The sequence below is a fragment of the Pseudomonas sp. FME51 genome, from assembly GCF_014897305.1.
The window spans coordinates 1-25,160 of sequence record NZ_JABUYN010000003.1; the positions used below are offsets into that span (position 1 = coordinate 1).

Here is a 25,160-nt window from a genome sequence, read left to right on the forward strand (position 1 = left end):
GGCTCTACGTCGCCTTCGTGGTCGATGTATTTGCCCGGCGTATCGTTGGCTGGCGGGTGAGCAACAGCATGCGAACAGACTTCGTTCTGGATGCCCTGGAGCAAGCGCTGCACGCTCGACAGCCGAGCCGCATGGACGGCCTGATACACCATAGCGACAGGGGTAGCCAATACGTCTCCATCCGATACACCGAGCGTCTCGCTGAGGCCGGCATAGAGCCCTCTGTAGGCAGCAAAGGCGATAGCTATGACAACGCTTTGGCTGAAACCATCAACGGGTTATACAAAGCGGAGCTGATCTATCGGCAATCCTGGCGTAGTCGCGAAGCCGTGGAAATCGCCACTTTGAAATGGGTTCACTGGTACAACCACCAGCGGTTGCTGAGCTCGATTGGGTATATACCCCCGGCAGAAGCTGAGGCAAACTTCTACCAGCAACAATCCGGTCAGACCATGGCGGCCTGACTTAAACGAAATGGCCTCCATAAAACCCGGTACGATTCACTCCATAGAATTTAGCGGGTTGGAGAGAATGCTTTTTAATTTGAAGGGCGCTGCTTTCAGAGAGGAGAAAGAATGGCGCCTCATTTCAACTAGGATGAACATGACCAATCCTGATTCGATCAGCAGAAGCACTAGAAATGTAGAGTACCGGGCGTCAGGCGGAGCAATCATCCCTTACAAGGTATGCAAGTTGACAGACTTTTCTTTTCCGCAGATTGAGGAAGTCGTTCTAGGGCCAAAGAACAACACGCCATTGCATGTTGTCGAGGGAATCCTTGCAAAGAATGGATTTAACTCTGTGCAAGTGAGAAAATCTTCTGCCACTTACAGGTGATTCGGGGGTTCTTCAGCCAAGCAAATGTGGTCTTGAGAGCTACAGGTACTTTTTGAAGCTGCTCGCGGTCAGGGCCACCGCCAAGCCCAGCAGCGCTGCGCTGGGCAGCAAGATGAGCAGCGGATGCACCGAGACCGGCATCGCCAAGTAGATTACCCAGGGTAGTATCGACAGTGGCAGCAGCGAGGCTTTCGCGCGATGGTATAAGAAACCCGATTCCCTCCCTGCGCCAAACTTGCGAACGTCGCGCCGAACCAGGCCATCAACCAGGCCCACGAACATCGCCGTTAGCATCAGCGGCAGTGTCAGCAGTAGTACCACCAGGCGCACTAGAAAGGTTAATGCGGTGAAAGCGCCGGCAATCAGGTAACGCTCTGTCCATAGATAGGTCTGACTGATGAAGTAACGAAAATCGCGTGTTACCGCTCGGGCTGGCGCGCGGGCACGTTCGGCGGTATCGGTCATTTTGTCGAGCAGCCCAGTCTTGACGAACACCCACTCGTAACCGGCATCAAGCACCCGGTGAGCAGTGCGCCCCGGCTCCTGTACCATAACGCTGCGCGTGAAGTGACTGGACAGATGCCCCAGTTCATACTGCAGCATTTGCTGCGAGTGCCTCCACCCCTGATCCTTCCAGAAGATGTGCATGCCTACGCACTCAATCAGGATCGAGAGCAGCAACGACGCGGCCAGTACTCCGATCAAACGCAGCGGTAAAGAGATTACCCCGACAATCAGACCTTGTCGGCGCTGTTGCTGGCGCTGCGCAGTGGATGCCGCGTCGTTCATGGCACCTGCTCGTCCTGGCCCATGTCACCTACATCGGTTACCGGATGGGTGTTGGTAACGATCACGTCATCAATCAGGTCATTGGGTAAGGGACCGTCCTGCAGTAGCGGCGAGCTACCCACGTTCTCCCACCAGTGCGTCGCCTCGGTGTAGTGCTGGCGCATGTACTCGGCCAGTTGCTGCAGATCCTTCGGCATGACCTCATCAGGGTCGGCCGCCGGCAGCGGCATCCTGACCTTCCACAGCTGTCCGCCCTGCATCAAGGCGAAACATTGACCCTTCGGCAACGCTACGACATGAGAGGGCTCGATCATCGGTACGCTGGACATGCTGATGCGGTCTTGGGTATTCGATGTGAAATCCGTCGCCCCGCGGATGTCAGAGCTGTCGGTCGCACCGGAGACGATGGTGGTGGTATAGACCTCCACCTTCGGCAACTGCCTCGTCAGCAATTCGGCAGTCGCCGTCTCGCGCACACGCAGCATGAACAGGTTGTTGAAATTCCCGATCACCTGGCCCGCTTTCGCACGGTTTCCGATGCGCGCCTCAATATCTGAAAGCGTCTGGGTGTATGCAGTCACCTGGATGCCGGCGCCGCCGCCCTTGTTGATCATCGGGATGAACTCGTCGCCCATGAGTTCGTTGAACTCGTCGGCGTGGACGTTGATCAGCACGCGCGTGTCCGCGGATGCACCGGGCAGACCGTCGTCGATGCCGTGCTTGTAGATGTGCCCGGCGACCGACACAAGGTCACTGAACATCGAGTTGCCGACTGCCGCGGCGACTTCAGCATCGGACAGCGCGTCCAGGCCCACATAGACGATGGCGCGCTTTCTGATGACTTGCATCCAGTCGAAGATCGGCCGAGGGTCATTGAGGTCGGAGTAATTGGGGGCAAGGAGTTGCGCGATTTTTCCGCTGGTGAGCTTTTCCAGTAGCGGCAGCAGCGATGCGACGATCTTGTCGAAGTAGGTCTTGTCGTACCGGACCGCCGAACGCAGGCCGTCGAGCACAGGGTCGTAGTTGCGCGCCTGGCTCAGGTACTGCTCCAAGGCGACGACGCGCTTCTCCCGCCCGATCATGTTCCTGGGAGTATTTTTTTCGTTGAGCTTGGCCTCGATCTGGACGATGACCTCCCAGGCCTTGGGCTCGGTCTTGGCGAAGTAGTGCTGGGCGTACTCGATGAACAGCGCGTCGATGTTGATGACGTGGCGCTGGATCAGCATGTAGTCCGGGCGCTGCCCCAGTTCCACCAAAGCGCGGGCAATGATGTTGACGAAACGCCAGGCAAACTCGCGAAACGCCGCGCTGTTGCCTTCGCCGGAGAGTTGTCCGGCGATGCGGGTGGCGACTTCCGAGATGCGTCCGAAGCGACCGACCGCGTTGTAGCGGGCGCTGATTTCCGGCCAGCCCAAATGGAAAATGTAGAACTCGCCCTCACGACCTGCACGCTTGGCTTCCACATACATCCGCTTCAGGAGGTCTGCGTCCCCCTTGGGATCGATGACGATGACGACCTCATGCTCGCCAGCACCGTTCTTGCGGCGAATATCCTGTGTCACGAACAATTCAGCGAGGCGGGTCTTGCCCACGCGTGTTGTGCCCAGTACCAAAGAATGGCCGACCCGTTCTCCGAGCGGCAGACTGACGTCAACTTCTTCCGGCTCGATACCGTGAAGGCGCGGCAGTCCGCCGACGGGCGGCAGCGGCCGCACGGGGTTGATAGGTACGTCCCAGCCCGTGAGCCTTGGCAGGTGGGATAGTGGGAACGGTGCGAACTCCAGGCGCTCTTCCAGGCGCCGAGCCAGCCGGTATGCGGGCGTCGGTTCCACGTAGCGGCGAAACTCCGGCCGGTACGTCTGCATCAGCCTGTGCGTGTGCTTCTGCTCCCACAAGAACCCGCGCCCGATGAACAGACGTTGCTGGCTGACTGGTACGTTCTGGCTTGTCATTACGTAGCGCGGTAGCCGGCGGATATTGCGTCGGTAACGCAGGATCACGCGGGCATCGCGCCAGCGCAGCGTGCCATAGGCACTGAACGCCAGCGCACTGCCGATACCCGTAGTCGGACTTAGTGCGAGCGACCATGGTGCCGCCACGCATAGGAACGTGGCGCCGGCGCAGACCGCCACGGTGTATAGCTCCACGGCAGGGCGTAAAAGAACCTCGACTGGCTGATTCCCCGCCATCGATTCATTGCTCAATGCCGGTGGACGTGACCAGCACCGGGTAATGCCGCAGGCCCAGGCGTTCGGCCAGATCGTCGGCGGACATCGGCGACAGATTCAGGCCGGGCGCGATTGCACGCAGTTGCGCCAGCGCCTGGGCCGTCTCGACATTGACCACCAGGCCCCAGGCGTTGCGTTGGCGCAGCGTGTCGGCGTGCTGACGCAACCAGGCTTGAGAGGTCGCATCGTCACCGACCAGGAAGAATGGTTGCAGTCCGGGGGCCTCGATGACGCGGCGGGCAACCGTTCCCGGCGTGAGCCTGGCACTGCGCACCGGCAGCATGGCCGTCTCATCGACAGCGGCGGTCGGTGCCTCGGGAATGACGATGGAGGGGAGTGGCTGACTCGTGGCGCGCGGCTGCAGGTCGAGCGCTTCGTAGTACGGCAGCGCGGAAGCGCCGCCCCGGTCTTCCACCACGATCAGGGGCGGCGTGGCACGCACCGCGCTCATCGGCACGGTGGCGAGCATTACGACAAGAAGGCCGTGCGTGGCCCGGATGGATGAGGTCATCGGCTGTTCTCCTGGCGGGGCGCGTGTGCGGCGGTCTGTTGCGGGCCGAGCACGCGCTGGAGGTGTTGTGAAACGCTGCGCCGGTAACGCGCCGCGGGCGCGCCGCCAGCCGGTCGGTGGTAACGCCCGACCGCCAGCAGCCAGTCTTCGCCGGGGGTGTGCTGCTCTTTCAGGATGTCGGCGGCGATGCGCAGGTTGTCGTAGGGGTCGAGCAGATCGCAGGGCTGGCGGTAGCGGTGCTGCTGGTAGCCGAGGTTGATCTGGCCCAGGCCCACGTCGATGCGCGTGGGGGGCACCTCGCGCAGCGCCTGGCGCACGCCCGCACAAGCCTGCGCGCGCGTGGCGTAGCGGCGCGACTGGCCGGCGACATTGAGCGACCAGGGCCACGGCACGATGCGATCGTCCCGGCGCACGCCGCTTTCCTGCAGCGCCACGGCATAGAGCACCGTCGAAGGAATGCCGGCGTGCTGGGCCGCCAACTGGTAGGCGGGCGGCGGAATTTCCTGGGCCTGGACTGGCCCGGTCGCCAGCGCGGCGGCCAGCAGCACGCGCAGCGGCCACGTCGGCATCAGGGCTGGCGCTGCCATTGGCCGTTCACCTGACGCACCACCGTGGGCAGTTCACCGGGCAAACCCAGCGCCAGCCAGCGGCCACCGTCGTGGTTGAGCGTGATCGAGCCGCTGCGCACGCGCGCCGGATCGATCTGCGCGCGCTGGGCCCACTCGCGGATGCGCGCGTCGTCTTGGCGGCTGCCGACCATGTACAGGTCGAACTCGGCGTTCGTCGTCTGCAGACGCTGCACGACCTGGGCACACGGCGCGCAGCCGTCCCGGACGAACACGGCGGTACGACCGCTGCTGGTCATCGCACTGCCGCCCGGCAGCGCATCGGGCAGATTCACCCGCTGGGCGTCGGGATGCAGGCGTTGCCAGGCTTCGTCGTAGGCTCGTTGATACGCCAGCAACTTTTCCACGCGGCGCGCTTCGACCTGCACTTGCAGTTCGGCATAGCGCCGCCGCTCCTCGTCGGAGCGGGCTTCGATGCCGAGTGCGGTCAGCGGGTCGAGGTTGGGTGAATGGATGCCCAGCGGCCCTTCCATCAGTTCGCGGTAGCGTCCCCATTCGTCGCCGCGCAGCCCCCAGTCCCGCGCCAGGCGTTCATCGCGTGCCTGATCGATCTGGCTCGGCGTGACACGGGAAGACTGTGCGGGTGTGCTCTGGGTGGCGGGCTGCTGCGCGAAGGCCGGTGCGTTCAGCGCGGCCAACAGGAACAGCATGGAAAGTGCGCGACGTTGCATGGCGCCTCCCGATCAAGGAATCGCCAGCCGGCGCGTCTGGTCGCCGGCCTGGAACACGGCGGTGTTGCCGTCGATGGTCTGCAACTGCCAGCGCCCGGCATGCTCGCCGGGAAGCAGCACCTGGATCTGCCCGACCGAGAGCGGGTCGGTGGAGGGGGCGATGGAAACGGCTCGCTGCCCGGCGCGCAGTTCCGCACCGATCAAGCGGAAGGGAAACGGTGCCGGTGCCGGTGCCGTCGTCGTCGCCCTGGCGGGACGCGGCGCTGCGGGCGTGCGCGCGGCGGTCTGGCGCTGTGCCTTGAGCTGTTCGACGTCGCTGTGCAGTGTCTGCAGGGCCGCCTCGGTGGCGTAGCCGGCCAGCGACTGTTCGAGACGGGCGATGTCGGCTTCGAGGCGCTGGCGGGTGTCCTGCAAAGCTGCCGTGGTCGCCGCTTCCGGGCGGGCTTGCAGCGTCTGCACGTCGTCGGCGAATTCGGCGAGCCGGCCTTCGAGCACCTGCAGTTGGCGCAAGGCCGAATCAACTTGATTCTGACCGGCCAGGTCGCCCGCGACGCGGAAGTTGACGAGCACCAGTGCGCTGAGTCCGACCATCCAGGCCCACAGCAGCAGGTACAGCACGAAGGCCGCGCGCGAACGCGACGCATGGGCCACTGCGCTCATGGCTGGCCTCCGTCGACGATGGGAAAGGTCTGCACCGGCGCGGCCAGTGGCGTATCGGTCTCGGGATCTGCGGAGGGCTCGCCGGCAGGTACGAAGCAGATCTGGCGCGCCCGGTCATCGACCTGTACATCCCAGGCCGGCCCGGCGAGGGTGAGCAGTGCGTCGCGCAGCGTCATCGGCCCCAGATGCAGGTGCGCCGTCGGCAGCGGCAGCGAATACAGCTGGATCACCGCATGGGCGTTCTCGCAAAGCTGGTAGCCGCTGCGCTGGAGTGTGTGGCGCAGGCCGTCGCCCACCGTCGCTCTGGCATCCGCTGGCATCGCCACGTCGATGACCTGCAGCAGCAGGTCACGCTGGGCCGCGGTGGGAACAAGCTCCACGAGCGTGTAGCGGCCGTAGCGCACCACCGGAATCAGTTCGGGTGACTGCGGCGCGGCGTCGGCTTCCTCGACAGGAGGATCAACGGGCGGTGCGGCGGTGGTGGCGCAGCCGCCGCTCAACATGGCGACGATCAGCAGGCTGCTGCCGGCCAGGCGCCGTAGAAGTTGGGTTGCTGGCATGGTTCGGCTCTCGATGGCGATGAGCCGATACCTTCGCCGGGCAGACCGAATCGTTCAGCAAAGAATACGAAAGAGTCTTGGATCGCTTTGTTCGCGGGTGTAGGTTGGAAGTACGAGTCTTCGGAGGTTGAGTCAGCGCAGGCTTGTAGGGAAGGCGGTGAATAACTAACGGTGTTGCCGACGATGGGCTGATATTATTCGTAAGACATATTGCAGGGGGTGTGTATGCGGATCTCACGCGTTAGGCTGATCAATTTCGCCAATTTTTCGGATGTTGATATAAAGACTGGCGATAGCATCGTTATCGTTGGTGAGAATAAAGTCGGAAAAAGTAACTTCATTCGTGGATTACAGCTGATTCTCGACCCAGGATTGTCCGAGCGTGACCGGCAATTGAGCATAGAGCACTTCTGGGATGGCCTGGTTGAAGACAAGATCGGTAAAATCATCGAGGTCTCGGTGGACTTGACCGACTTCACTGATAACCCGCGGTTGATGGCTCATCTCAACGATTGTGTGATTGATCCAGGCCCACCCATGACGGCCCGTCTCACCTATCGCTTCCAGCCCAAAGCCGGACTGGGACGCGCTCCGGAATCGTTGAAAGACTATGAGTATGTGATCTTTGGTGGTAACGACCCCGAAATGCACGTCGGTAGTGCGTTTCGCCGCATGTTGCCAATAGACGTCCAGGTGGCACTGCGTGATGCTGAGAAGGATCTCGCGAGTTGGCGCAATTCACCATTGAGACCCCTCATAGAAGATCTTGCCGAGTCGTTGGACGAAGACGCCCGTGAGGAGATTCAAAATCAGGTTGACGACGCACAGCGGGAACTAGCTGGCCACGCCCAAGTGGTTGCGACGGCGAACCGGATCAGCGAGCGGTTGATCTCCATTGCTGGTGAGCAGCATGCTGTGCCTGTGTCGCTTGGACTCGCTCCAACTCGGGTGGATACGCTGCTTCGCAGCTTGCGATTGTTAATTGACAATGGAATTCGCGGCGTCGGTGATGCTAGTCTGGGAACCGCGAACCTGATCTTCCTGGCATTGAAGAGCCTCGAACTCGACCGCCTCGTGTCTGACGGAGAACGTGACCATACATTTTTTGTGGTTGAGGAGCCCGAAGCGCACCTGCACCCGCACGTTCAGCGCCTTGTCTATCGTTATTTCCTTGGCACCGGAGGGGATGAAAACGAGGAAGATGCTCCGCTAACAACGATCCTTACAACTCACTCCCCACACATTGCAAGCGTTACGCCGATTAGATCCATCGTTCTGCTACGTCATGACGTGGGGGCAGGCAAGACTGTCGCCGTTTCAACTGCGAATGCGCCGTTCACACAGAGGGATGAAGAAGATCTACAGCGCTACATTGATGTCACGCGTGGCGAGATTTTCTTTTCTCGGGGGGTCATTCTGGTCGAAGGCGACGCAGAACGTTTCCTGGTCCCCGCGTTCGCTGAGGCGCTTGATATCCACCTCGATATGCTTGGGATTACCGTGTGCTCGGTTGGCGGAACTAACTTCACGCCGTATGTGAAGCTCCTAGGCCCTGAAGGACTGGATATTCCTCATGTCATCCTGACGGACTGTGATCCGGTCAATGGCAAGGCTCCGCTGGTTCGCCGGCGACTGATCAATCTTCTTGACGTGGTTGAAGACGAGTACGACCACTCGGAGATGGAGACAGATGACGTAATTGAGCTTGCCGAGGAGTTCGGATACTTCGTGAACGAGAACACACTGGAAACGGAGTTGTTCGCCGGTGGGTTGGCTGAGTCGATGCGGGATGTAATTCAGCAGGAATTGCCGCAACTGAGGCAAGCAACCCGAGAAGCATTGCAGCAGTGGGTGGATGACTTAGACCAGGTCGATGAAGAACGGCTGCTGAAGCTTATCGAAAGAATCGGAAAGGGACGATTCGCTCAGGCCCTTGCACGTTCAGTGTCCGAGGATACTTGCCCGCACTACATCCGTTCCGCGCTGGAGCATATCCGCAATGCCGTCGCGTAGTTTCAGCACAGCCTACCTGGCCCAGGCTGCCGAGCTGGCCGGAAATCCTGGTCAGTTGGCGGCGTACAACTCCCAGGGACATTGCGTGGTGCTCGCCGGCCCTGGAAGCGGAAAAACCAAGACGCTTGTGCTGAAGCTGGCTCGCATCTTGGCCGAAGACGTGCAGGCACCGCGTGGTGCTGCGTGCATCACCTACAGTCAAGAGTGCGCACGCGAATTAACCCGTCGGCTTGAAATGTTGGGGCTGCGGGAGGCGCCAAACCTGTTCATCGGCACCGTCCACGGATTCTGCCTACGCCATCTGTTGATGCCATATGGACGCTTAGCTGATCTACCGATTCAGTTTCCCCTCTCGGTGGCATCCCAGCGAGTGAGTGATCGTTTGATCAGGCAGTCCGGAGACGAGCTCTTTGGGGCCAACCATCCTTACAAAGCCATCGATCTTGGACGGCATCGCCGATCCGTACTGAACCGAAACAGTGTTGCCTGGCGTAGCGAGGAAGAACTTGCCGCCTGGGCCGAAGCCTACGAGGCGGCACTGCGCCAAGGAGGGCTGATCGACTACGACGACATGGTGGTCTATGGCCAGCGCCTGATCGCCGAGCATGATTGGGTACTGCCTCTGGTGCAGGCGAAATTTCCGGTGCTGGCGGTAGATGAATATCAGGATTTGGGGGTTGCACTCCATCGCATCGTCAAGCGCCTGGCTTTTGATGGTGGCGTGCGCTTGTTCGCAGTCGGTGATGCAGACCAGTCGATCTACGGTTTCACAGGGGCCGATGGCGCGTTGCTCATGGAGCTAGCTGAGCGTGAAGACATCGAGCCGGTCAGACTTCAATTGAATTATCGCTCAGGGGCAGGCATTGTCAGCGCTTCGGAAATGGCGTTGGGTGAGGATCGTGGCTATCGGGCGAACGACCCGACCCGTCAGGCGACTATCGAGTTTGTGCTGTGCCCTGATGGGCTCGCAGATCAGGCCGCACACGCCGTCGCGCAGATCATTCCGGTGGCCTTGGACTCCAAGCCAGGACGAACGCTGGGCGATATCGCAATCTTGTATACGGACTATCGCGCAGGCGATATTGTGGCCAAGGCCGTGGCAGCCGGCGGTTTCGATTATATCCGCGTGGACACCGCCGCGCCTTACCGTAAAGTTGCCTTGACGAGTTGGGTAGAAGACTGCGCCGCATGGTGTGCGGGTGGCTGGCGTATCGCGCGTCCGCAACTGCGTGGATTGATCGACCGTTATCTCGCATTTCATCGAGCGAACTTGGACGATGCGCAGGCTCGACGCGAGGGGCAGGAGCTAACCGCTCTGTTGTGGGCGTTGCGCGCCGATCAGCAGTCCGCACGTGATTTTGTCGCATCACTGCGCAACGGCATCTTGGATCGTCTGTTGGTTGCTGAATCGTCGCTTGCCGATCAGAAGGAACAACTGGATCGCATGACGGCGGCGCTTGCCGAAGGTGGCGCGCTGGCTACGCTGGACATTGCGAGTCTGGGCGGACGTGATGGTTCGCCGGATCACCTGAACCTGCTGACACTTCATTCCGCTAAGGGATGCGAGTACGACGTGGTCATTATGGTCGGTCTCGACTATGGGAGTTTGCCATGGCGAAAACTGAGTCCAGAGAAGTTGCGCGAGAGCCGCCGGCTGTTCTATGTGGGACTCACACGCGCCCGCGACGAGGTTCACATGCTGTACTCGGGATTCGTTGAAGGGCGCTATGGTCCGATGCGCCATGGGCGCTCACCATTCCTGGATGAATTAGAGGCACGAATGCGTGCTGCGAACCTCTGAGCGACTATATAAGGGTTGGGGCTGTATCCGAATCGCATGGGCTCCGGATGAGTTAATACCGGTTCTTAACTAAATATCTGCCGCGCGCTGGGCTGCGGCACGTTCGCGCGCAAGTTGGGCGGCACGAGACATCGCATCTAGGTTGTCGATGCACCAAAGACCATCTACGCAAAGAAAGCGATCACTAAGCACTGCTTCGAGTAAATCCGGAAGACTGGCGGTGAAAAATCCAGCACCTGTGATCGTGGTGGTCGGCTCCAACTCGAGCATTGCTATAGGCACATCTGCGAGACATGGGCCGAAGTGCCCGGCTGGAGGGAATTTTCCTCCGAACTCGGTCCGCAGTCGCTCCTTGCTCATGCTCCTCGTGAGAGTGCTGTACCTCTCTTGTCTTAGCAACCAAAGCGCCTTGATGCCCTCGGCCCGATATTTCTTTTGCCGGGTACGGTAGTCACGCAGCGACTGATATGACCTTTGGATCTCGATAGCCAACTTGGCCTCGCCACGCTCGCCCCAGACATCGGCTTTCCAGCGGCTGGTTTCGCTGCTCCCTGGAACCTCAACCGAGGCTCGGCAACCAAGATCCTCCAAAACGCTGCGCACCAGTATCTTGGCCGCGAGGTGCCACTGGCTTTCTTCGGAAGTGCTGCAGGCACCGCTTAGATGCGCGAAGAAAGGATGGCCATTGGCACTGATCTTGGGGACGGCTGGAGCATTGCAGCATGGCATTAGCAGATCGCCGACGTGATAGTTCCGTTGCAGCCCCAGCCACTGGGCCTGCGACATGCGCAGTGCATTCGCGACGCCAGTGCCATTCGCGTAGGCTGCTTCGATCACCATGACCATCATGCCCCTCGAGATCTGCGTATGTCCGCCCAGTTTAACGACCCCGACGCCGGGAGTCATGGCGACGATTGATGGTACTGTGCAGGAATAAAAAAAGCCGGCGCCCAGAGGGACGCCGGCATGAACGAGAGCATCAGGCCGCGACAAGCTGCCGGGCCAGGGCGACCTCGATCGAATCGCCGTCCTGGTTGAGCACATCCAGCCCCGATTCCGGGACGTCGCCGGAGGTGCTCTGCGACACCAGGATCTTCTTCGCCATCAAGGCCAAGCACGTCATCTGCGACGTGGCCGCATACCCCAGGTAGATCACCTTCACATGCTGCTTCTGGCCGATCCGCCATGACCGGCGCGCGGCTTGTTGCAACGTGTAGATGTTCCACCCCGACTGCATGAACACAATCGTGGGGAACTCCAGCAAATCCAGGCCGGTTTTCACCAGTTCCGGATTCGTGATGAGGACGTCGATCCCGCGATCGAGCCGCTCGGCAATCCAGTCTTCACGGCGAGAGGCATCCACGCTTGCGCGCAGTACCGCCACCCGAAAACCCTCTTGCTCCAGCAACATCTTCAAACGGCTGGTGGTATCGCGCGTGCCGGTGTAGACGGAGTACACCAGGGTCTTGCGACCCGCGGCTTTCTCCTCGCGGCAGATGTCGATCAGCTCACGCTCTTTCGGCATGATCTCCAGCTCGTTGAACTGAGCCGGTGTGAAGGCCAGGATTTGGCGCGTGCGCGGGTGGCGCACGGTTTCCGCCCGGAAGCAGCAGTCGGACCACGCCAACAGCACATTGAGGACTACGCCCAGCAAGGTGGTATCCCGCTTGCGCAGGGCCTCCTTGAGTTCCGCCGTCAGACTGGCGGCCAGATTGCGGTAGGCGTCGGCCTGCCCAGCATCCATGGCGACCTCCCGGAACTCTTCGTCATACGGCGGCAGCACGCCGCCGATGTCTCTGAGCTTGAGGAAGATCGTGTACGGCAGCACGCAGCGCAGTACGCCTTTCGGCCCGAACCCGGGTGCCTTGACCGTTCTGACGGTGATCTTCGAGCCTTTGGCGGTCTTGTGGGCCGGCCCGTTGCTCTCGGAATAGATGTCCTTGAGGACACCGTGGTCCCTCATAAACGCCATGGCAGCGGCATTCATGCTGCCGCTGGCGCTCGGGCGGTAACCATCTTCGATCATCCTCGCGGGCAAGGCCCGGAACAGCAGATGAAAGAGATCGTCTGCATAGCCCCCCATGAGAGTGCCGGTCAGCAGTACGGTCTTGCGGGCCTTGGCCGCGATGACGCCCATCGCCTGGCCCTGCGCCGATCCACCCGTTTTGTATTCATGGGCTTCATCTGCGATGAGCAAGTCGAAGGTGCTTTGCGGCAGATACCGCTTCACATATTCCGAGGGTTGATAACCGCCTTCTCCGAAGCCGAACTCCATCGAGGACATGGCGCGTTCCATGCGCTGCGCCTGCCGATCGGAAAACACCAACTCCCCGCGCTCGTCCATCAGGTTGATGAAATTGTGCAGGTTGTCGCCGAGCATCGACGCCAGGAACGAATCGCCGAAGGTCTTCATCAGCTTGTTGGCCGTGGCCTCGCCGATGGTCGGGATTCTCTTCAGCGCACGCAACACCGCCGAGGACTGATCACTGCCTGACAGGCTGCGTGGCCGCATCAGCGTCCAGAGTGCGCCGTCGCAGACATTGCACTTGCGGCGGATTTCTTCCGCCTCCAGCTCCAGAGGATTGGCCGGCTCGCCGTCGAGGTCGGTGACCACCGTGCCGCAGTGCGGGCAGGCGCCGACCATGCCGTGACGGGTGCGTTTGCGGGTAAAGGCGGGCTTCCAGTGGAATCCCATCCGCATCCTGACCCTGCCGATGATGAAGAATTCCTGCCCTTCAGCCGGTATTTTCAACTGCTCGCGCAGCTTGATGAGCTTGAGTAGTGTGTCCGGACCGTTGAGGACCCAGACCTTGGCACCGGCGACAGTTTCCAGTATTTCGCGGCGCCACTTGTAGACCAAGTGCGGAGGGCTCAGGACAAGCGTACGGCGATAGCCCTCGGCATGCAGGACCGCCGCCAGCGCAATGCCGATTGTGGTCTTGCCGGTGCCCATCTCACCGTTGATGAAAACAGCACTCTCGCCCTGATTGGCAAGCAGTTCCGAGGCCGCATGCACGACCTCGGCCTGAGCGGGAAACAGCTGGCGTTTGAGGCCCGCCAGCACCAGTTGACGGTGCGGGCGTGGCGTACCGCTATAGACGGGCGGATTCGCCCTGTTGAGGGAGCCCAGGATTTCGTCGCCGAACTCGGCAACGAAATCCTGGAGGCTAAGGGACAGCTCGGATGATTCCTGTTCGAGTAGGTCGTCCACATTGGACGAGACTACGTCGGCGGGAACCGCTTCGATGACTGGCATGTTCATGGTGATGCTCCATAGAAAAAATGAGGCACACACCACCCCCAGGGGCAGTGACATGCCCCTGGGGGTTGAAGTTGGAAAGGCGGTTTGCAACCGCCTCGGGATGGATCAGTACTCGCTGGGCAACAACAGCGTGGTGACGCTGCGATCCCATTCAGTGATGATCCAGAGTTTCAGATCAGGTTCGACCTGGTAGGAGGAAAACAGTCGGGCTTCACCCGATGCCAGCGCGGCATCGTTCAGTTGACGATCACTTTGATCGAGATCGCCCCAATCGGCGCTCAGGTGGCGGCGAAGGTACGAACTCGGGTTGAGTCGACCCTGTTTGACCAGACTGACCACGCCGACGGTCATGACCGTCGCACCCGGTGAGAAGCGCAGATTGGGGGTCGCGCTGATGAACATTGCTTCGGTTGCCATGGTGATAGCTCCTTCGATAAAAGAAAGGGCCATGGCAACCCCATCGGGGCAGCATGACCCCGTTGGTAGGATGAAAAGGATGAGTGGAGAACTAACGTTCAGTTAGAGATTGATGGGCTCGTCGACCAGCTTTACCAGCGTCAAGTCGCGATGCTCGTCGGTTATGACTGCAACCGTAAGACGCGGTGTGATGATGTAGCGCGACATAACGATGCCCTCCTGATGCAGAGCTTCCTCGTTAGAAAGACATTCGGACTCGCCGATGTCGCCCCAGTCGCCGCGAACATGTCGCTGCACCAGTTGGATAGGATCGAGTAGGCAGTGGTCGTCGAGCCAACGTACTCGCTCGCTGAGCCTAATGCCACCCACAGAAAACAGCGGTGGTTGCGGTCGGCTAGTGGCCTTGGCCGATAACAGTTGCTTGAACATGGAAATGCTCCTTTGAGAATGAAGGACGGTTACCCGTCCGAGAGATCAGTGAATAGTGAGAATCCGGCCGAGGGTGTCCGAGTCGGGCGTGAGATCCCAGGCCCGAATCACCGGGACGAACTTGTCCGTCAGGATGCGCGTCTCGGCCATTGAGCCGTCGTCGCGCTCGCGGTACTCCACGGCGGAGGACTTCTGCTTGAACGTGTCCCCCTTCACAGCCAGCGTGCGGCCGTTTGGTGACTGCACGACACCGGAGATCGCGCCGGCCGCGAGGGCCAGTGCGAGGTGCCACTGGGACAAGGCGCGTGCCGGAGCACGCGGGATCTGCTGGGTCGCGCCCAGGTGGGTCTCGAACGCGGGCCACAGGCCCTTGAGACGCCGCACTTCGTCGGCGAACTGCTCGGGCTCCATGCTGATCCGGTAGAAATGCTCCGGCTCAGACTGGGCCGTGGGGACGACATACGGAAGCAGCGTCCACTGGTGTGGCAGTTCCTCCGCTTCCAGCTCCGCCTGGCCGATTTGCAGCAGCCGGACGCGAGCCGATTTCACATCGTCTCCCGACTGTTCGCGTTGGCGAACCCGGCGACCGAAGATCACGACCTGCTTGAACTGCTTGTCCACCGCCTGGTAGACACGCAGATCTGCGAAGTGGCGCGTTAGCCAGCCGACGATTTCCTGATCCAGCACATGGGATGGGATGATGAAAACGAGCACACCGCCGTATTGCAGAAAAGGCAGCGCTCGCTGATAGAACAGCTTCTCCAGTCGGCCGCGGCCCTTGCCTTCATAGCCAAGATTGCCATTGGCATCCCTTGCGAGATCGCCATACGGCGGGTTGAGCCACAAGAGGCCGAAGGCCTGCCGCGAGATCATGGTGTCCATCAGGTCACCGTGTATGCAGTGATCGACCAGTAGCCGGGCATGGTTGGCCCGCTCCTGATCGAACTCGACTGCATAAGTGCTGGTCTGCTCAGGCCCGAGGGCATGGGCGGCTTCGGCGATGGCAACGCCTTCGCCCGCGCATGGATCAAGAATGCACATCGGCCCGCTGGACGTGGAGTCTGCGGGCGCCAGTGCGCCGAGGGTTCGTTCGAGGGTGGTTTCGTCGGTCGGGTAATAGCCGTTCTTGGCGAAATTACGAGCGAGCCTTGGGAACATCAATGCCATGGGAGTCTCCTGTCTGGCGGGAATGAAGGAAGTGAAGGACGCGCGCAAGGCACGCAACCATCGCGGCAACTTCAGGTGGTGGCCACCATCTCCAGATCGGCCGGAGCCGGCAGCTGGGTCAGATGGGCGGTGAGCATGCCTTCGCGGATGAGATCACCCAACGCGTTGGTGAGCTGAGGTACGTCGATGACTAATCGAACACCCTGCAGCGGCCCGAGGGTCACTGGTAATGCGCTCAACATCTCGCGCTCGCGCAATAGGGCCAAGACTGTCGATTGCCAGTGATCCAGCAGCGGCAGCGGGCACGTGTCCTTGACCAGTTGCCACAAGCGTGACGTGGGATCGGCCGCCGAGCGTGGCAGCAGCGCCAAGGCGCTGGCCGAACTCTTGTCGGGCCGGATGCAGCGTCGATCGAACAGCCAGAGATTGACCATCGAACCGAACAGCGTGCGGCGATAGCTGCGGGTCAGGCGCTTTTCCAGGCGCTCGACCGAGCCGACGAACACGGGCAGCGAGCCGCCCTGGTCGGTGATGACGTGAAACTGGTCCAGGCCATCATCGCTGCGGCCCAGGGTGAGCCGCCCAATGAACTGCTGAATCGCGGTGTCGCGCGCCCAGACCGAGAGAAAGATCAGGTCGCCCTGGTCACCGCAGACGCAGGCATCGGCCATGAGGTCGCTGCATTCGTCGATGTGGTACAGAGGGTGATCGGAAGAAGTGGCAGGCATGGTGATGTCCTCGATGAAATGAGGGGCAGCACCACCCATCGAGGCAGTGATGCCCCGTAGGGATGAAAAATGCGAAGTATCTGAGACTGAATTCAAAGCTCCTGTTCGGTAAACGAACCATCGCTCTGATGTTTAGTAACGCGGTTGCCGGTATTCCTTTCGCGGTCACGTTCGACCTCGATGAACATGCTCTCCGGCACGACGATCTGAAAATGCCGCAAGACATCGCGGTAGTAGTCCATATCATGGCCAAAGGGATCAATCTCATACAGATTGCTGTACAAGAAGTTTTCATCCACGAACGGCATTGGCATGGTGTCGTCGATTAGTTCGGCTGGCTTTTTGACGACCAGGAAGAAGTACTGCATCGGCCGGTCCCAGCCGAATATGACGGAGATGGGAAATCCTTTGTGAGTCGTGTCGAAGTGGTGCTGACTCATAGTGAGGCTCCTCGATTGAAAATCGCCGGAAGCTTCCCCATCGGGGTAGCCCCGCCGGGTGATGACAAGCCGTATGAGCGGCGATGAAATGAGGTGTGAGCCTCAGTAACTTAATAGTCCGAATCGCAACCGGCCGGGCAATAGCCCTGTTCGATTCCGTGCGAGCAATAGCCGTTCTCCGCATTCCAGTCCTGGGTATCTTGCCGCTCGGTAGGTGTCGCGTAGTCCCATTCCTGAGCTATTTGCAGGGCTTGTTCATGCTGCGCTTCCGGCAATCGAGCAACTTGCGCATCGATCGCCGAGCTGAAGCGTTCAACGTAGTAATCGTGAGACAGGCCACAACCCTTGGTGGCTTGTGCCGCCGCAGTCTCGCAGATAGCCCGCCACACTGTTTCATCCAGCGCAGAAGGGGTGTCCCGGGTGGGTTGTGATGGGGTATCGCAAGCGATGGTTGACATGGTGAAGACCTCCAGAAAAAAAGCCGGAGCCCTCCCCCATTTGTGGGAAAGGAGCTCCCGGCAAGTGATGAAAAACACCGCGGATGCGGTGCCCGTGATCACGCAGGTTGCGGTTGGGCCTCACGGCTCCACTCTTGCGTCTTAAAGTCCAGCGCGTAGCCCAGTTCTCCCAAGCGGGCGATCTGGGCGCGCAGCGTGCGGCGGTCGATGGTCGAATCCAGTCTCACGGACCCGCCCAACGGCCAAAGAAAGCCAAACAGAGCGGCGTCGCCATCTTCGGTGCTACCGGTGGTAGCAGCCGCAGCGGTCGTCGGCGCATCCACACCGAAGGGTGTGGTATCGATCAGCGGGTCCGCGGATGCCCGCAACGGTGCGGGTTTGGACGTTCTGGCTTGCTTGGCCGATGTCGCCATCGGCTGCGTCCCCAGATCTTCATCGAGCGGATCGACGTCTTGGGCGGCGAAGCTACGTGCTTCGTCACGGCTCAGTTTGTCGATCCCGTTGAGTATCATCCCGTCGAGACTGGCACGGATCTCGAATCGCATACCGCCGCCGACTGGGTAGGACTTTGGGAAGATGTAGCGGATCAGGAACTCACCGTCGTACTTGCCTTCGGCGTACTGCTCCAGTTCCGCATCTTTGACGGCAAACTCGCCGATGGGCGTGACAAGGCGGCCAACCGTGAACGGACCGTTGCGGCCGCGGATGGTGCGCAGCGTAAGCTGGCCGGTAACGATGATGGGCGATACTGATTTCTCAGGCACCGATATGACTGCCATGATGCTTCTCCCTTTAGAAATAGGAAAACGACAAGGCCCCGTGAGGGGCCAAGCCGGATCAGAACGAAGCAGCCAATGCCGGCTCCTGCCCCTGTACTTCACCTTCGGGCTCGCGCTCAGCGGGCGGCGAAGTCTGGTCGGAAGCGTTGTCGGCGGCATCCTCGGCTTCGGGCGCGGGTGCGTCCTGGGCCCGCGGCGCCTCGGCTTGCGCCTGGCTCGTTGGATAGACCTTGGTACCGTCGATCTTGATAAGACCGATGTGGGCCAGTGTCGATTTCAGGCTGGCGGCCGGTTCCCCGGCGTGCTCGCCCTTGGTGCGAATGTACGAATCAATCCGCATGTCGTTGAGCCTGAAGGCGATCAGTACCTTGCGATCCCCTTCAATGGCCTGCACGCATCGGCGAACCAGATGCTCGGCCTCGGGAGTGCCGACGATCGTATCGAAGTACCGATACTCCGGTTCATCGACGAGGCCCGCCAGTGCGGCGATGGAGCACGACAGGAACGGATCACCGGCTTTCGGGGTGACGTCCTTCGGACGATTGAGATAGCCGATGCCGCGGGTGATGAGTTCGAACTTTTCGATCTGCGCCAGTTCTGCACGATCGATCAATTCGGCCTTCAGCAGTCGGCCTTTGAGACTGGCCGCCGGCTGATTCTTGCGGTCGCCGCTGGTGCGAATAAAGGCATCGCCCCAGAGATCGCCGATCCGGAACTTGACCAGCGGACGTTGCCTCGGGTCATCGACGCCGATGTAACCCTCAACCAGTTTCTTGGCGTCGGCACCGGAGACTTTGACGTCGAAATAGCGGGTTATAGGGTCTTTGGCGGACCCGACGAGTGCGGCGACAGTGCAAGCCAGGAACGGCTGCGCACGGCGGCCACCACGGACAGGAACCTCCCGGACACGCTGCAAGCGGCCGTAGCCCTCGGTGTGAAGATCGAAGTAGCTCTTCGCGTTGGATGCTGTATTGGTCATGGTGAATCTCCAATGGGAATGAAGCGGAGACACACCGGACCCGACTGCGCGGGGGGTGCGTAACCCCGCGGTGGGTTGATAAGGCGAATGGACTAGGAAGGTGCATCCACCACCGGCAAGCCGATGGTCGTTCGCACAAAGGGATGCGTTGCGAACTGGCTTCGGCCACGCGGCGGATGCCGCGCCGCAACCTTGAAGACCGATGGTTGCCTGGCATGTCGCTGACAACGTCAGCAAGCATGGGGGTCAGCATGTCCTCACTCTGCGTGCGAAACAGCAATGAAACAGCATCCGGGAGTTTCCCTTTGTCTACGGAGGCGTTTGGGTATCGCCTTCACCAGCCTGGAGCGCGATGCCAAGCCAAGTAAAAGCTATTAGCACGATATGTGGAGAGGTGTTAAAACTCACTTGGGTTTCGACGCGCACGATAACTTACTGGCTACGTGCTCGGATTCCGAAGAATTTGGACAGTATCAATGAGAAATTTTTTTGAAAATCCCTTTAAAGGCAAATTACTCGCCGATCAGGTAAAGAACCCGAACATCAAGGTAGGGCGGTACAGCTATTACTCCGGTTACTATCACGGTCACTCGTTTGACGAATGCGCGCGTTATCTTCTGGCAGATCGCGATGACGTAGATCGCCTCGTGATTGGAAGCTTCTGTTCAATCGGCTCAGGGGCCTCTTTCATCATGGCCGGCAATCAAGGTCACCGATATGACTGGGCGTCGTCGTTTCCATTCTTCTACATGCCAGAAGTGCCTTCGTTTACAGGGTCACTTGACGCATTTGAGAAAGTCGGCGACACGGTGATCGGCAGTGATGTTTGGATAGGCTCCGAGGCAATGATCCTGCCTGGGATCAAAGTAGGGCACGGTGCTGTCATTGGAAGTCGCGCACTTGTCACCAGAGACGTGGCACCTTACGAAATTGTTGGAGGCAACCCTGCCAAGCTGTTAAAGAAACGATTCACCGATGACGAAATCGTCATGCTTCTGGAAATGCAATGGTGGGAATGGTCTGAGGAGAAAATCAAAGGAGCAATGTCTTTACTGTGTTCATCCAAGATTGCTGACCTGTATCGGTATTGGCAGGATTCGACAACCTGAAAAGCCGCCAGACAGAGCTGCCTGTACTCTGTGCGTATGAGCACTCCCAATAGGAAAGCCCCCAAAAGTGGGGGCTGTGGAGGATTCATTCTCCTGCTGGTGTGGCAGGTACGGCTTGAAACGACAGATGTGTGGCCGTGGCGGACACTTCCAGATCATCCTGGCTGTTAAGAACGCGCGTGAACACGCCGTCTCCAATATCCAGAAACTCCCCGAAATCATCACCGCCAAACTCGACGCGTGCTCGATCCCACCAAGTGTCAAACGGATCGACATCTGGATTGCAGCCAACCGCATAAGCAACTAGCTTCTGGCTGCCATCGGGGTGGCGTTCGCCACGCTCGGAGAGGAAGTAAACGCCGTGATCCTTGACCAGAATGATCCGGCATTGGTTTGCGACGGCTTCGGCAAGAACGGGACGCAGATCTGCGCCTTTGAAACGTACGGTCATGAGATGTCTCCCAGCAGCTGGCCCAGTCCCGGGCGCCGGCGCGAGGCCGGTTCCCGGAAGCAGTGCTGTAGTGGATGAATGCACCGGCGACGCGGTGCGGAATGGACGAAATACCGCCGAAGAACTCAGCCGTAATAATGGCCCACTTCACGCAGTGCGACGAAGCGGGCGTCATGGCCGGTCGCTGGCGGTAAGGCAACGGAACATGCCTGCTCGGTGCTGAAGCGTGTGGCTTGGCCGAGTTCGACCCAGTCCAGCGTGTCGTTCCAAAAGCCAGCGCCGTCACGGAGAGCCGATTCGTTGGGTGAATAGATCACCCAGGCACACGCTGCAGTTCGCTCACTCATGCTGACAATGCCTGCGGCTTACGCCGTGCCGGCTTTTGCACTGTGCTGATGCGAATCTGGCGCCAACTGCCGTCGTCGATCAGGCGTTCCAGCGTGTCGCCGAGATCATCGAAGAACACCTCGTCTACGCGCTCGATCAGCTCACCGTCGCGATGGAGTTCCACCGCATAGAGGTCGTCGCCTCGTTCATACAGCAAGGTGACGCGCCCTTGGAACTTTGCCGTAGCCACGTTGAAGCTGATAGCCGGCGGCGTGGCGATAATGTCCTTGGGCAGCGGATCAACCCAAGTGAAGTCGCACGCGCCGGCATCGACCAGTAAGTGCGTGATGCGTCGGTAGCCGTCGGGTGCTGGCAGCGTCTCCAACTGCTCGATGAGCTGCTGCAGTTCCAAACAATGCGGCTGTGGGATCGGCAGCTTCGCCGGAGCCGAACCGAGCACGAACGTCTGCAGCTTATAGGGCTGACCGTCATGGGTGTACTGAGTGCGCTCCTCAGGCGTATCCGCCCGCAAGCCATCAAAACGGCGTCTGGCGTAAGGCTCGACCTGGACCTTGGCACCCTCGTCGGGTTCCTCGGTCACCAGCGACCTGTCGAGCACCATGAACTGGGTGCGCCCGGTCTTGACGACAATGGCGTCGTCCGTTCTGGCGACGACCTTGCCTTCGAACGGTTTGGGGTCGATATGAAAACCCAGGGTAGATACCTTGGGCTCGCCGTCGAAAATGACGAACTTGAACCCGCGAGCATTGGATGGCACATGCCCGGCAACGAGTGTCGGGAGTTGTTGACGAATGAGTTGATGGTCCATGGGAAATCTCCAAAACAAAGGGACTTCCCGACCACTAGAGACGGGGTGTCCCAAGTGGGTGCAATAGATGGACGCCGAGCGTCCGGGGAGGATGGAAGCCAACATGCCAATGGCATGCCGCGGTCTTGATGGCCTTAACCGCCTGGGATGCTGCCGGCTCCGCCAGCGAACATGGCAGCAGGATGGCAGAGCTTGGCCGGCCCGGCCTGCGATTAACCGAACCGGCCTGCACCGCATTCCCGAGGCAGAAAAAAGCCCCTCATCGGAGGGGCTCGGGGGGACATGACTGGTCAGGTGTCCACAGAGGGGGTGTCGTCCTCTTCCTCGAAGACGGTCAGACCGTCCAGCTCGTTGGCATCAGCATCGAATACCAGCACCCTGACGTCAGCCTGTCCGGCCAGCGCCAGTACGTTGGCCAGATCCTCGGGCATGCCCTTGGACAGGTGCTCCCGGCGCAGTTGCTCGGCGGTGATGCCTTCGACGTGCATCAGGTTCTCATCCGTCCAGGGTGTGGCGATCAGCTTGACGCCGATGGCTGGGCTGTACGGGATGCGAAAGGCGACGAACAGGAACCCGCTCGGTGTGGCGATATCCGCCAGTTCGCACAGGTAGCGGCCCGATGCTTCGGTGATGTGGGCTGTGCTGATCTCCCAGGCACGGCTGTAGAAGCCCGTCTCGAACTGCAGATTGCGCACCACCGCTTGGGCATATTCCAGTGTGTAGCTGTCGCCCACGTGGATGAAGCCTCTATCGAGGGTTCGGCCATAGATGCTGTGGTACACGGCCTGCACGGCGCCGCTGCCGCCGCACAAGGCATCGAGTTCGGCGGGCACCGTTTGGCCTTCGGTGATCAGCACGAAATCATCGTTGAAGATGCACGCTTGGTACGCCACCTTGTCATCGGGTAGATGAGCCTGCGATGGATGCAGCGGCAGAAAGGTTTGCGGGTGGCGCTCGTCGTAGCTGATGACGGCAAGGCGCCGAATCTCGAAACCGTAGTAGCCGCGGGCGAAAGGATTGGATGAATGGTCCATGGTTTGATTCTCCGGTGAGGGGTGACGCAGGGCCAACCCCCACCGGGGATCGACCCAAGTGGGAAAGGAAGTGGTGCCGGCAGGCGGCGCCAGCACGGATCAAACGAACGGCGCTATTCGCCGAAGTCGGTAGGGTCGCCCAGGGACTTGAGCAGTTCGATCAGTCCACAATTTGCCAGGACATATAGGGAGTTGTAGTCATCACCCGTGGGTGCTTGCTCCCCGGCGTTTATCCAGGCATCCATATCCAGGATGCTCTGACGAACCTTGCGGGCCTGGGTCAAGACGTCCGGGATATCATCCAGGATCGGCTCATCCAGAGCAGCGAGCACGATCCGTGGTGACAATGCATCCGGTAGGGATTCGAACACGGTGGGCGTGTCGCTGCGGCACAGCGCTTCGGCTTTGGTATTGCCGATGTCGAAGTAAACGATTTCGTTGTCGGCTGCGCCTTCGGTGTCGTAGTCCACCACCGCGAATGGTGGCAGCGGGAGATGAGTCGGCCAATCTTGTACGACGATGGCTTGAACCAGGCCACCTTCGAGAACGACGGCAAAGGAAGGGTGTCGGGACATGTGTCACTCCTTGGATGTAATGAATAGAGGGGCACCATCCCTAGGGACGGATGTCCCTCTTTCGGGGTTGGGAAAGTGGCGGAGATCAGTTGTGTCGACCTACCAACCGCTGTAGTTGAGTACCAGATCGGCGATCACCTGACGCCGCTCCAGATCCAGGCCTCCGAGATCGGAAAGTCCCTCGAACCCGCAGTGTTTGAGCACCGCAGCGCCCTCGCGGGCGTTATAGATACTCACCATTGCGGGCAGGGACATGCGCTGTCCGCCGCTCAAAACACCCAGGGCGTCGTTGAGTTCCAGCAGGTTCGGACGCAAGTCCCACTTGCTGGTGGCACGGTGCAGACCTTCGCGGGTGCCATCGCCAAACCACTCGGGCCCGGCGATTTCCGCACCGCGTTTCCAAGCCTCGAAAAAGGCCTCGGCGCACGCTCGAAATGGCGCGTTTCACGCATGATCTGATCCTGACGGGATGGCAGCTCCCGCTGGCGGTGGATGAATCGACATCGGCACCATGAAGGCGCGCGTCCGCGGACTCGATGCGATGGCGGACTGGTGCGGGTCGCACGGGTGGGAAATCCCGCGGCAGCCTGAAACCCTGGCTGCTGGCATGGTGCTGACGTGGTCAGCGACACATGCCAGCAGCTTCTGCCAGGGCCGGACAAGTGTCACGCTCAAATGGGAATTTGAGATGCTCCGATTAATGAACAACGTCCCACAGTGATGGCCGTGGGGCGGCTGGAGTTTGGAGTCTGGCGGATGGTCAGGACGATTCGCCGCCCAGGACGTGCTTCTTCCACAAGGCAAAGGCCTCATCTGGCGGCAGTTCAGCCAGAATGACGATGGGTACTTTTTGCCGTGCACGTAGAGCAGCGAAGTACGCTGGGCGATCGGCGATAGTCTTGAGCTTGATGCCCTTCAGGAACAGTAGCTTGTCTGTCTTGATGAAAAGCAGTTTGTTGGTGATGTCTCTGTTGTAGGCCTTGCGCAACTTGCGCTCTGCATGCTGTGCCTCGGCCAGATGATCGACCAGGTAGTCGAGCGTAATATTGATGATCAACGGATCGTCATCCTGGCCGGAGACACCTTCTACCCTATCGGGTGGGAGATGCCTGGCAAAGGCTTCGGCCTCAGCCAGCTGCGCAGCTTGGCCGTCGAGCGCTCGGAGGAAGGTGGAACCGCCATGCCCGTCGTTACGAGCCTCGGCGATGGCGACGCCATCGAACAGCACGGTGGCGTTGAAGCACAACGTCTCTTCGCTGGCGAAATCCGCGACCTTGAGGTGTTTCAGGGTGATGCGGTCTTGGGTGGTGATGGTTTCCATGGACATTCCTTGGATCAGTCGGGAAACGCCACGCCCCTGCGGGACGAAGCGCTCATCCCGTGGGTTGGAGAAAGAGGCATCGATGCCCGCATGGGCAGCGTTCGCCCGAGCGATGCGACGGCGAACTGGCGGGTGGCATGGAGCAAGCCCCACGGCAGC

27 protein-coding genes and 1 pseudogene are annotated in these 25,160 nt (G+C 60.2%); 4 read left to right on the plus strand and 24 right to left on the minus strand.

The genetic code is table 11. The annotated features are described in order from the left end of the window. Positions 1 to 464: IS3 family transposase (locus tag INT39_RS06600; protein ID WP_193073062.1), on the plus strand; the 464-nt coding region annotated here is incomplete at its 5' end. Positions 465 to 876: 412 nt separating this feature from the next. Here INT39_RS06600 and INT39_RS06605 read toward each other — a convergent pair. The 7 genes from INT39_RS06605 to INT39_RS06635 are packed head-to-tail and all read right to left on the minus strand — an operon-like array spanning position 877 to position 6,882. Further along, the gene (locus INT39_RS06605) at positions 877 to 1,626 is read right to left on the minus strand and encodes a TIGR03747 family integrating conjugative element membrane protein (RefSeq protein WP_193073064.1); all 750 of its coding nucleotides are present in this window, start codon (positions 1,624 to 1,626) and stop codon (positions 877 to 879) included. Beyond that, a complete protein-coding gene (gene traD, locus INT39_RS06610) occupies positions 1,623 to 3,815 on the minus strand; it encodes a type IV conjugative transfer system coupling protein TraD (RefSeq protein WP_193073066.1) in 2,193 nt (730 codons plus the stop codon). Before traD ends, INT39_RS06605 begins: the two co-directional genes overlap by 4 nt. Before the next feature lie 4 nt (positions 3,816 to 3,819). After that, a complete protein-coding gene (locus INT39_RS06615) occupies positions 3,820 to 4,365 on the minus strand; it encodes an integrating conjugative element protein (RefSeq protein WP_193073068.1) in 546 nt (181 codons plus the stop codon). Next, positions 4,362 to 4,952, minus strand: coding sequence for a transglycosylase SLT domain-containing protein (locus tag INT39_RS06620; RefSeq protein WP_193073070.1), 591 nt, complete (start codon positions 4,950 to 4,952; stop codon positions 4,362 to 4,364). Before INT39_RS06620 ends, INT39_RS06615 begins: the two co-directional genes overlap by 4 nt. Beyond that, positions 4,934 to 5,662 (minus strand): TIGR03759 family integrating conjugative element protein, encoded by a 729-nt coding sequence (locus INT39_RS06625; protein WP_193073072.1) that lies wholly within the window; start codon positions 5,660 to 5,662, stop codon positions 4,934 to 4,936. The genes INT39_RS06620 and INT39_RS06625 overlap by 19 nt, the downstream gene beginning before the upstream one ends. Before the next feature lie 12 nt (positions 5,663 to 5,674). Next, on the minus strand, positions 5,675 to 6,322 hold the full coding sequence (locus INT39_RS06630) for a hypothetical protein (protein WP_193073075.1): 648 nt from the start codon (positions 6,320 to 6,322) through the stop codon (positions 5,675 to 5,677). Beyond that, complete coding sequence (locus tag INT39_RS06635) at positions 6,319 to 6,882, minus strand: PilL N-terminal domain-containing protein (protein WP_193073077.1); 564 nt, start codon at positions 6,880 to 6,882, stop codon at positions 6,319 to 6,321. The genes INT39_RS06630 and INT39_RS06635 overlap by 4 nt, the downstream gene beginning before the upstream one ends. Positions 6,883 to 7,107: 225 nt before the next feature. Here INT39_RS06635 and INT39_RS06640 point away from each other — a divergent pair, with 225 nt between their 5' ends. Together INT39_RS06640 and INT39_RS06645 are read left to right on the plus strand one after the other, a co-directional pair. Continuing rightward, positions 7,108 to 8,895, plus strand: a complete 1,788-nt coding sequence (locus tag INT39_RS06640; protein ID WP_193073079.1) for an ATP-dependent nuclease — start codon at positions 7,108 to 7,110, stop codon at positions 8,893 to 8,895. Beyond that, complete coding sequence (locus INT39_RS06645) at positions 8,882 to 10,696, plus strand: ATP-dependent helicase (RefSeq protein ID WP_015879479.1); 1,815 nt, start codon at positions 8,882 to 8,884, stop codon at positions 10,694 to 10,696. The genes INT39_RS06640 and INT39_RS06645 overlap by 14 nt, the downstream gene beginning before the upstream one ends. Positions 10,697 to 10,765: 69 nt before the next feature. Here the strand turns inward: INT39_RS06645 and INT39_RS06650 are convergent, their stop codons facing one another. From INT39_RS06650 to INT39_RS06695, 10 genes are all read right to left on the minus strand, one after another. Then, positions 10,766 to 11,536, minus strand: a complete 771-nt coding sequence (locus tag INT39_RS06650) for a competence protein CoiA (RefSeq protein ID WP_041609888.1) — start codon at positions 11,534 to 11,536, stop codon at positions 10,766 to 10,768. Between the two features lie 139 nt (positions 11,537 to 11,675). Next, on the minus strand, positions 11,676 to 13,952 hold the full coding sequence (locus tag INT39_RS06655) for a DEAD/DEAH box helicase family protein (protein ID WP_413468908.1): 2,277 nt from the start codon (positions 13,950 to 13,952) through the stop codon (positions 11,676 to 11,678). A 111-nt stretch (positions 13,953 to 14,063) separates the two neighbouring features. After that, entirely contained in the window at positions 14,064 to 14,375 is a 312-nt protein-coding gene (locus tag INT39_RS06660; protein WP_193073083.1) for a hypothetical protein, read from the minus strand. 102 nt (positions 14,376 to 14,477) lie between these two features. Continuing rightward, on the minus strand, positions 14,478 to 14,804 hold the full coding sequence (locus INT39_RS06665; RefSeq protein ID WP_193073084.1) for a methyltransferase: 327 nt from the start codon (positions 14,802 to 14,804) through the stop codon (positions 14,478 to 14,480). A 45-nt stretch (positions 14,805 to 14,849) separates the two neighbouring features. Then, positions 14,850 to 16,019, minus strand: coding sequence for a DUF6094 domain-containing protein (locus INT39_RS06670; protein WP_226944601.1), 1,170 nt, complete (start codon positions 16,017 to 16,019; stop codon positions 14,850 to 14,852). A 23-nt stretch (positions 16,020 to 16,042) separates the two neighbouring features. Continuing rightward, positions 16,043 to 16,699, minus strand: a complete 657-nt coding sequence (locus tag INT39_RS06675) for a hypothetical protein (protein WP_193073086.1) — start codon at positions 16,697 to 16,699, stop codon at positions 16,043 to 16,045. 92 nt (positions 16,700 to 16,791) lie between these two features. Then, positions 16,792 to 17,139, minus strand: a complete 348-nt coding sequence (locus INT39_RS06680; protein WP_193073087.1) for a hypothetical protein — start codon at positions 17,137 to 17,139, stop codon at positions 16,792 to 16,794. Positions 17,140 to 17,249: 110 nt separating this feature from the next. Next, positions 17,250 to 17,597 carry a hypothetical protein gene (locus tag INT39_RS06685; protein ID WP_193073088.1) on the minus strand — a complete coding sequence of 116 codons (348 nt, stop codon included), beginning with the start codon at positions 17,595 to 17,597 and terminating at the stop codon, positions 17,250 to 17,252. Between the two features lie 98 nt (positions 17,598 to 17,695). Further along, positions 17,696 to 18,376 (minus strand): DUF3275 family protein, encoded by a 681-nt coding sequence (locus INT39_RS06690; RefSeq protein ID WP_193073089.1) that lies wholly within the window; start codon positions 18,374 to 18,376, stop codon positions 17,696 to 17,698. A gap of 58 nt (positions 18,377 to 18,434) precedes the next feature. Further along, entirely contained in the window at positions 18,435 to 19,355 is a 921-nt protein-coding gene (locus tag INT39_RS06695) for a DUF3577 domain-containing protein (RefSeq protein ID WP_193073091.1), read from the minus strand. 476 nt (positions 19,356 to 19,831) lie between these two features. On the opposite strand from INT39_RS06695, the gene catB reads away from it, so the two are divergent. Beyond that, entirely contained in the window at positions 19,832 to 20,464 is a 633-nt protein-coding gene (gene catB, locus INT39_RS06700; RefSeq protein WP_193073093.1) for a type B chloramphenicol O-acetyltransferase, read from the plus strand. A gap of 85 nt (positions 20,465 to 20,549) precedes the next feature. On the opposite strand, the gene INT39_RS06705 is transcribed toward catB, so the two are convergent. The 7 genes and pseudogenes from INT39_RS06705 to INT39_RS22785 all read right to left on the minus strand — a co-directional run bounded on the left by INT39_RS06705 (position 20,550) and on the right by INT39_RS22785 (position 25,001). Beyond that, positions 20,550 to 20,915 (minus strand): DUF3085 domain-containing protein, encoded by a 366-nt coding sequence (locus INT39_RS06705; protein ID WP_193073095.1) that lies wholly within the window; start codon positions 20,913 to 20,915, stop codon positions 20,550 to 20,552. Positions 20,916 to 21,040: 125 nt separating this feature from the next. Next, the gene (locus tag INT39_RS06710) at positions 21,041 to 21,262 is read right to left on the minus strand and encodes a hypothetical protein (RefSeq protein ID WP_193073096.1); all 222 of its coding nucleotides are present in this window, start codon (positions 21,260 to 21,262) and stop codon (positions 21,041 to 21,043) included. Beyond that, on the minus strand, positions 21,259 to 22,071 hold the full coding sequence (locus tag INT39_RS06715) for a GTPase (protein WP_193073097.1): 813 nt from the start codon (positions 22,069 to 22,071) through the stop codon (positions 21,259 to 21,261). The genes INT39_RS06710 and INT39_RS06715 overlap by 4 nt, the downstream gene beginning before the upstream one ends. Positions 22,072 to 22,361: 290 nt before the next feature. Further along, on the minus strand, positions 22,362 to 23,105 hold the full coding sequence (locus tag INT39_RS06720) for an ABC transporter substrate-binding protein (protein WP_193073098.1): 744 nt from the start codon (positions 23,103 to 23,105) through the stop codon (positions 22,362 to 22,364). A 113-nt stretch (positions 23,106 to 23,218) separates the two neighbouring features. Further along, positions 23,219 to 23,680, minus strand: a complete 462-nt coding sequence (locus INT39_RS06725) for a hypothetical protein (RefSeq protein WP_193073099.1) — start codon at positions 23,678 to 23,680, stop codon at positions 23,219 to 23,221. A gap of 99 nt (positions 23,681 to 23,779) precedes the next feature. Next, positions 23,780 to 24,132 (minus strand): annotated as a pseudogene (locus tag INT39_RS06730) (hypothetical protein). A 308-nt stretch (positions 24,133 to 24,440) separates the two neighbouring features. Beyond that, positions 24,441 to 25,001 (minus strand): hypothetical protein, encoded by a 561-nt coding sequence (locus INT39_RS22785; RefSeq protein ID WP_193073442.1) that lies wholly within the window; start codon positions 24,999 to 25,001, stop codon positions 24,441 to 24,443. Between the last annotated feature and the right edge of the window lie 159 nt (positions 25,002 to 25,160).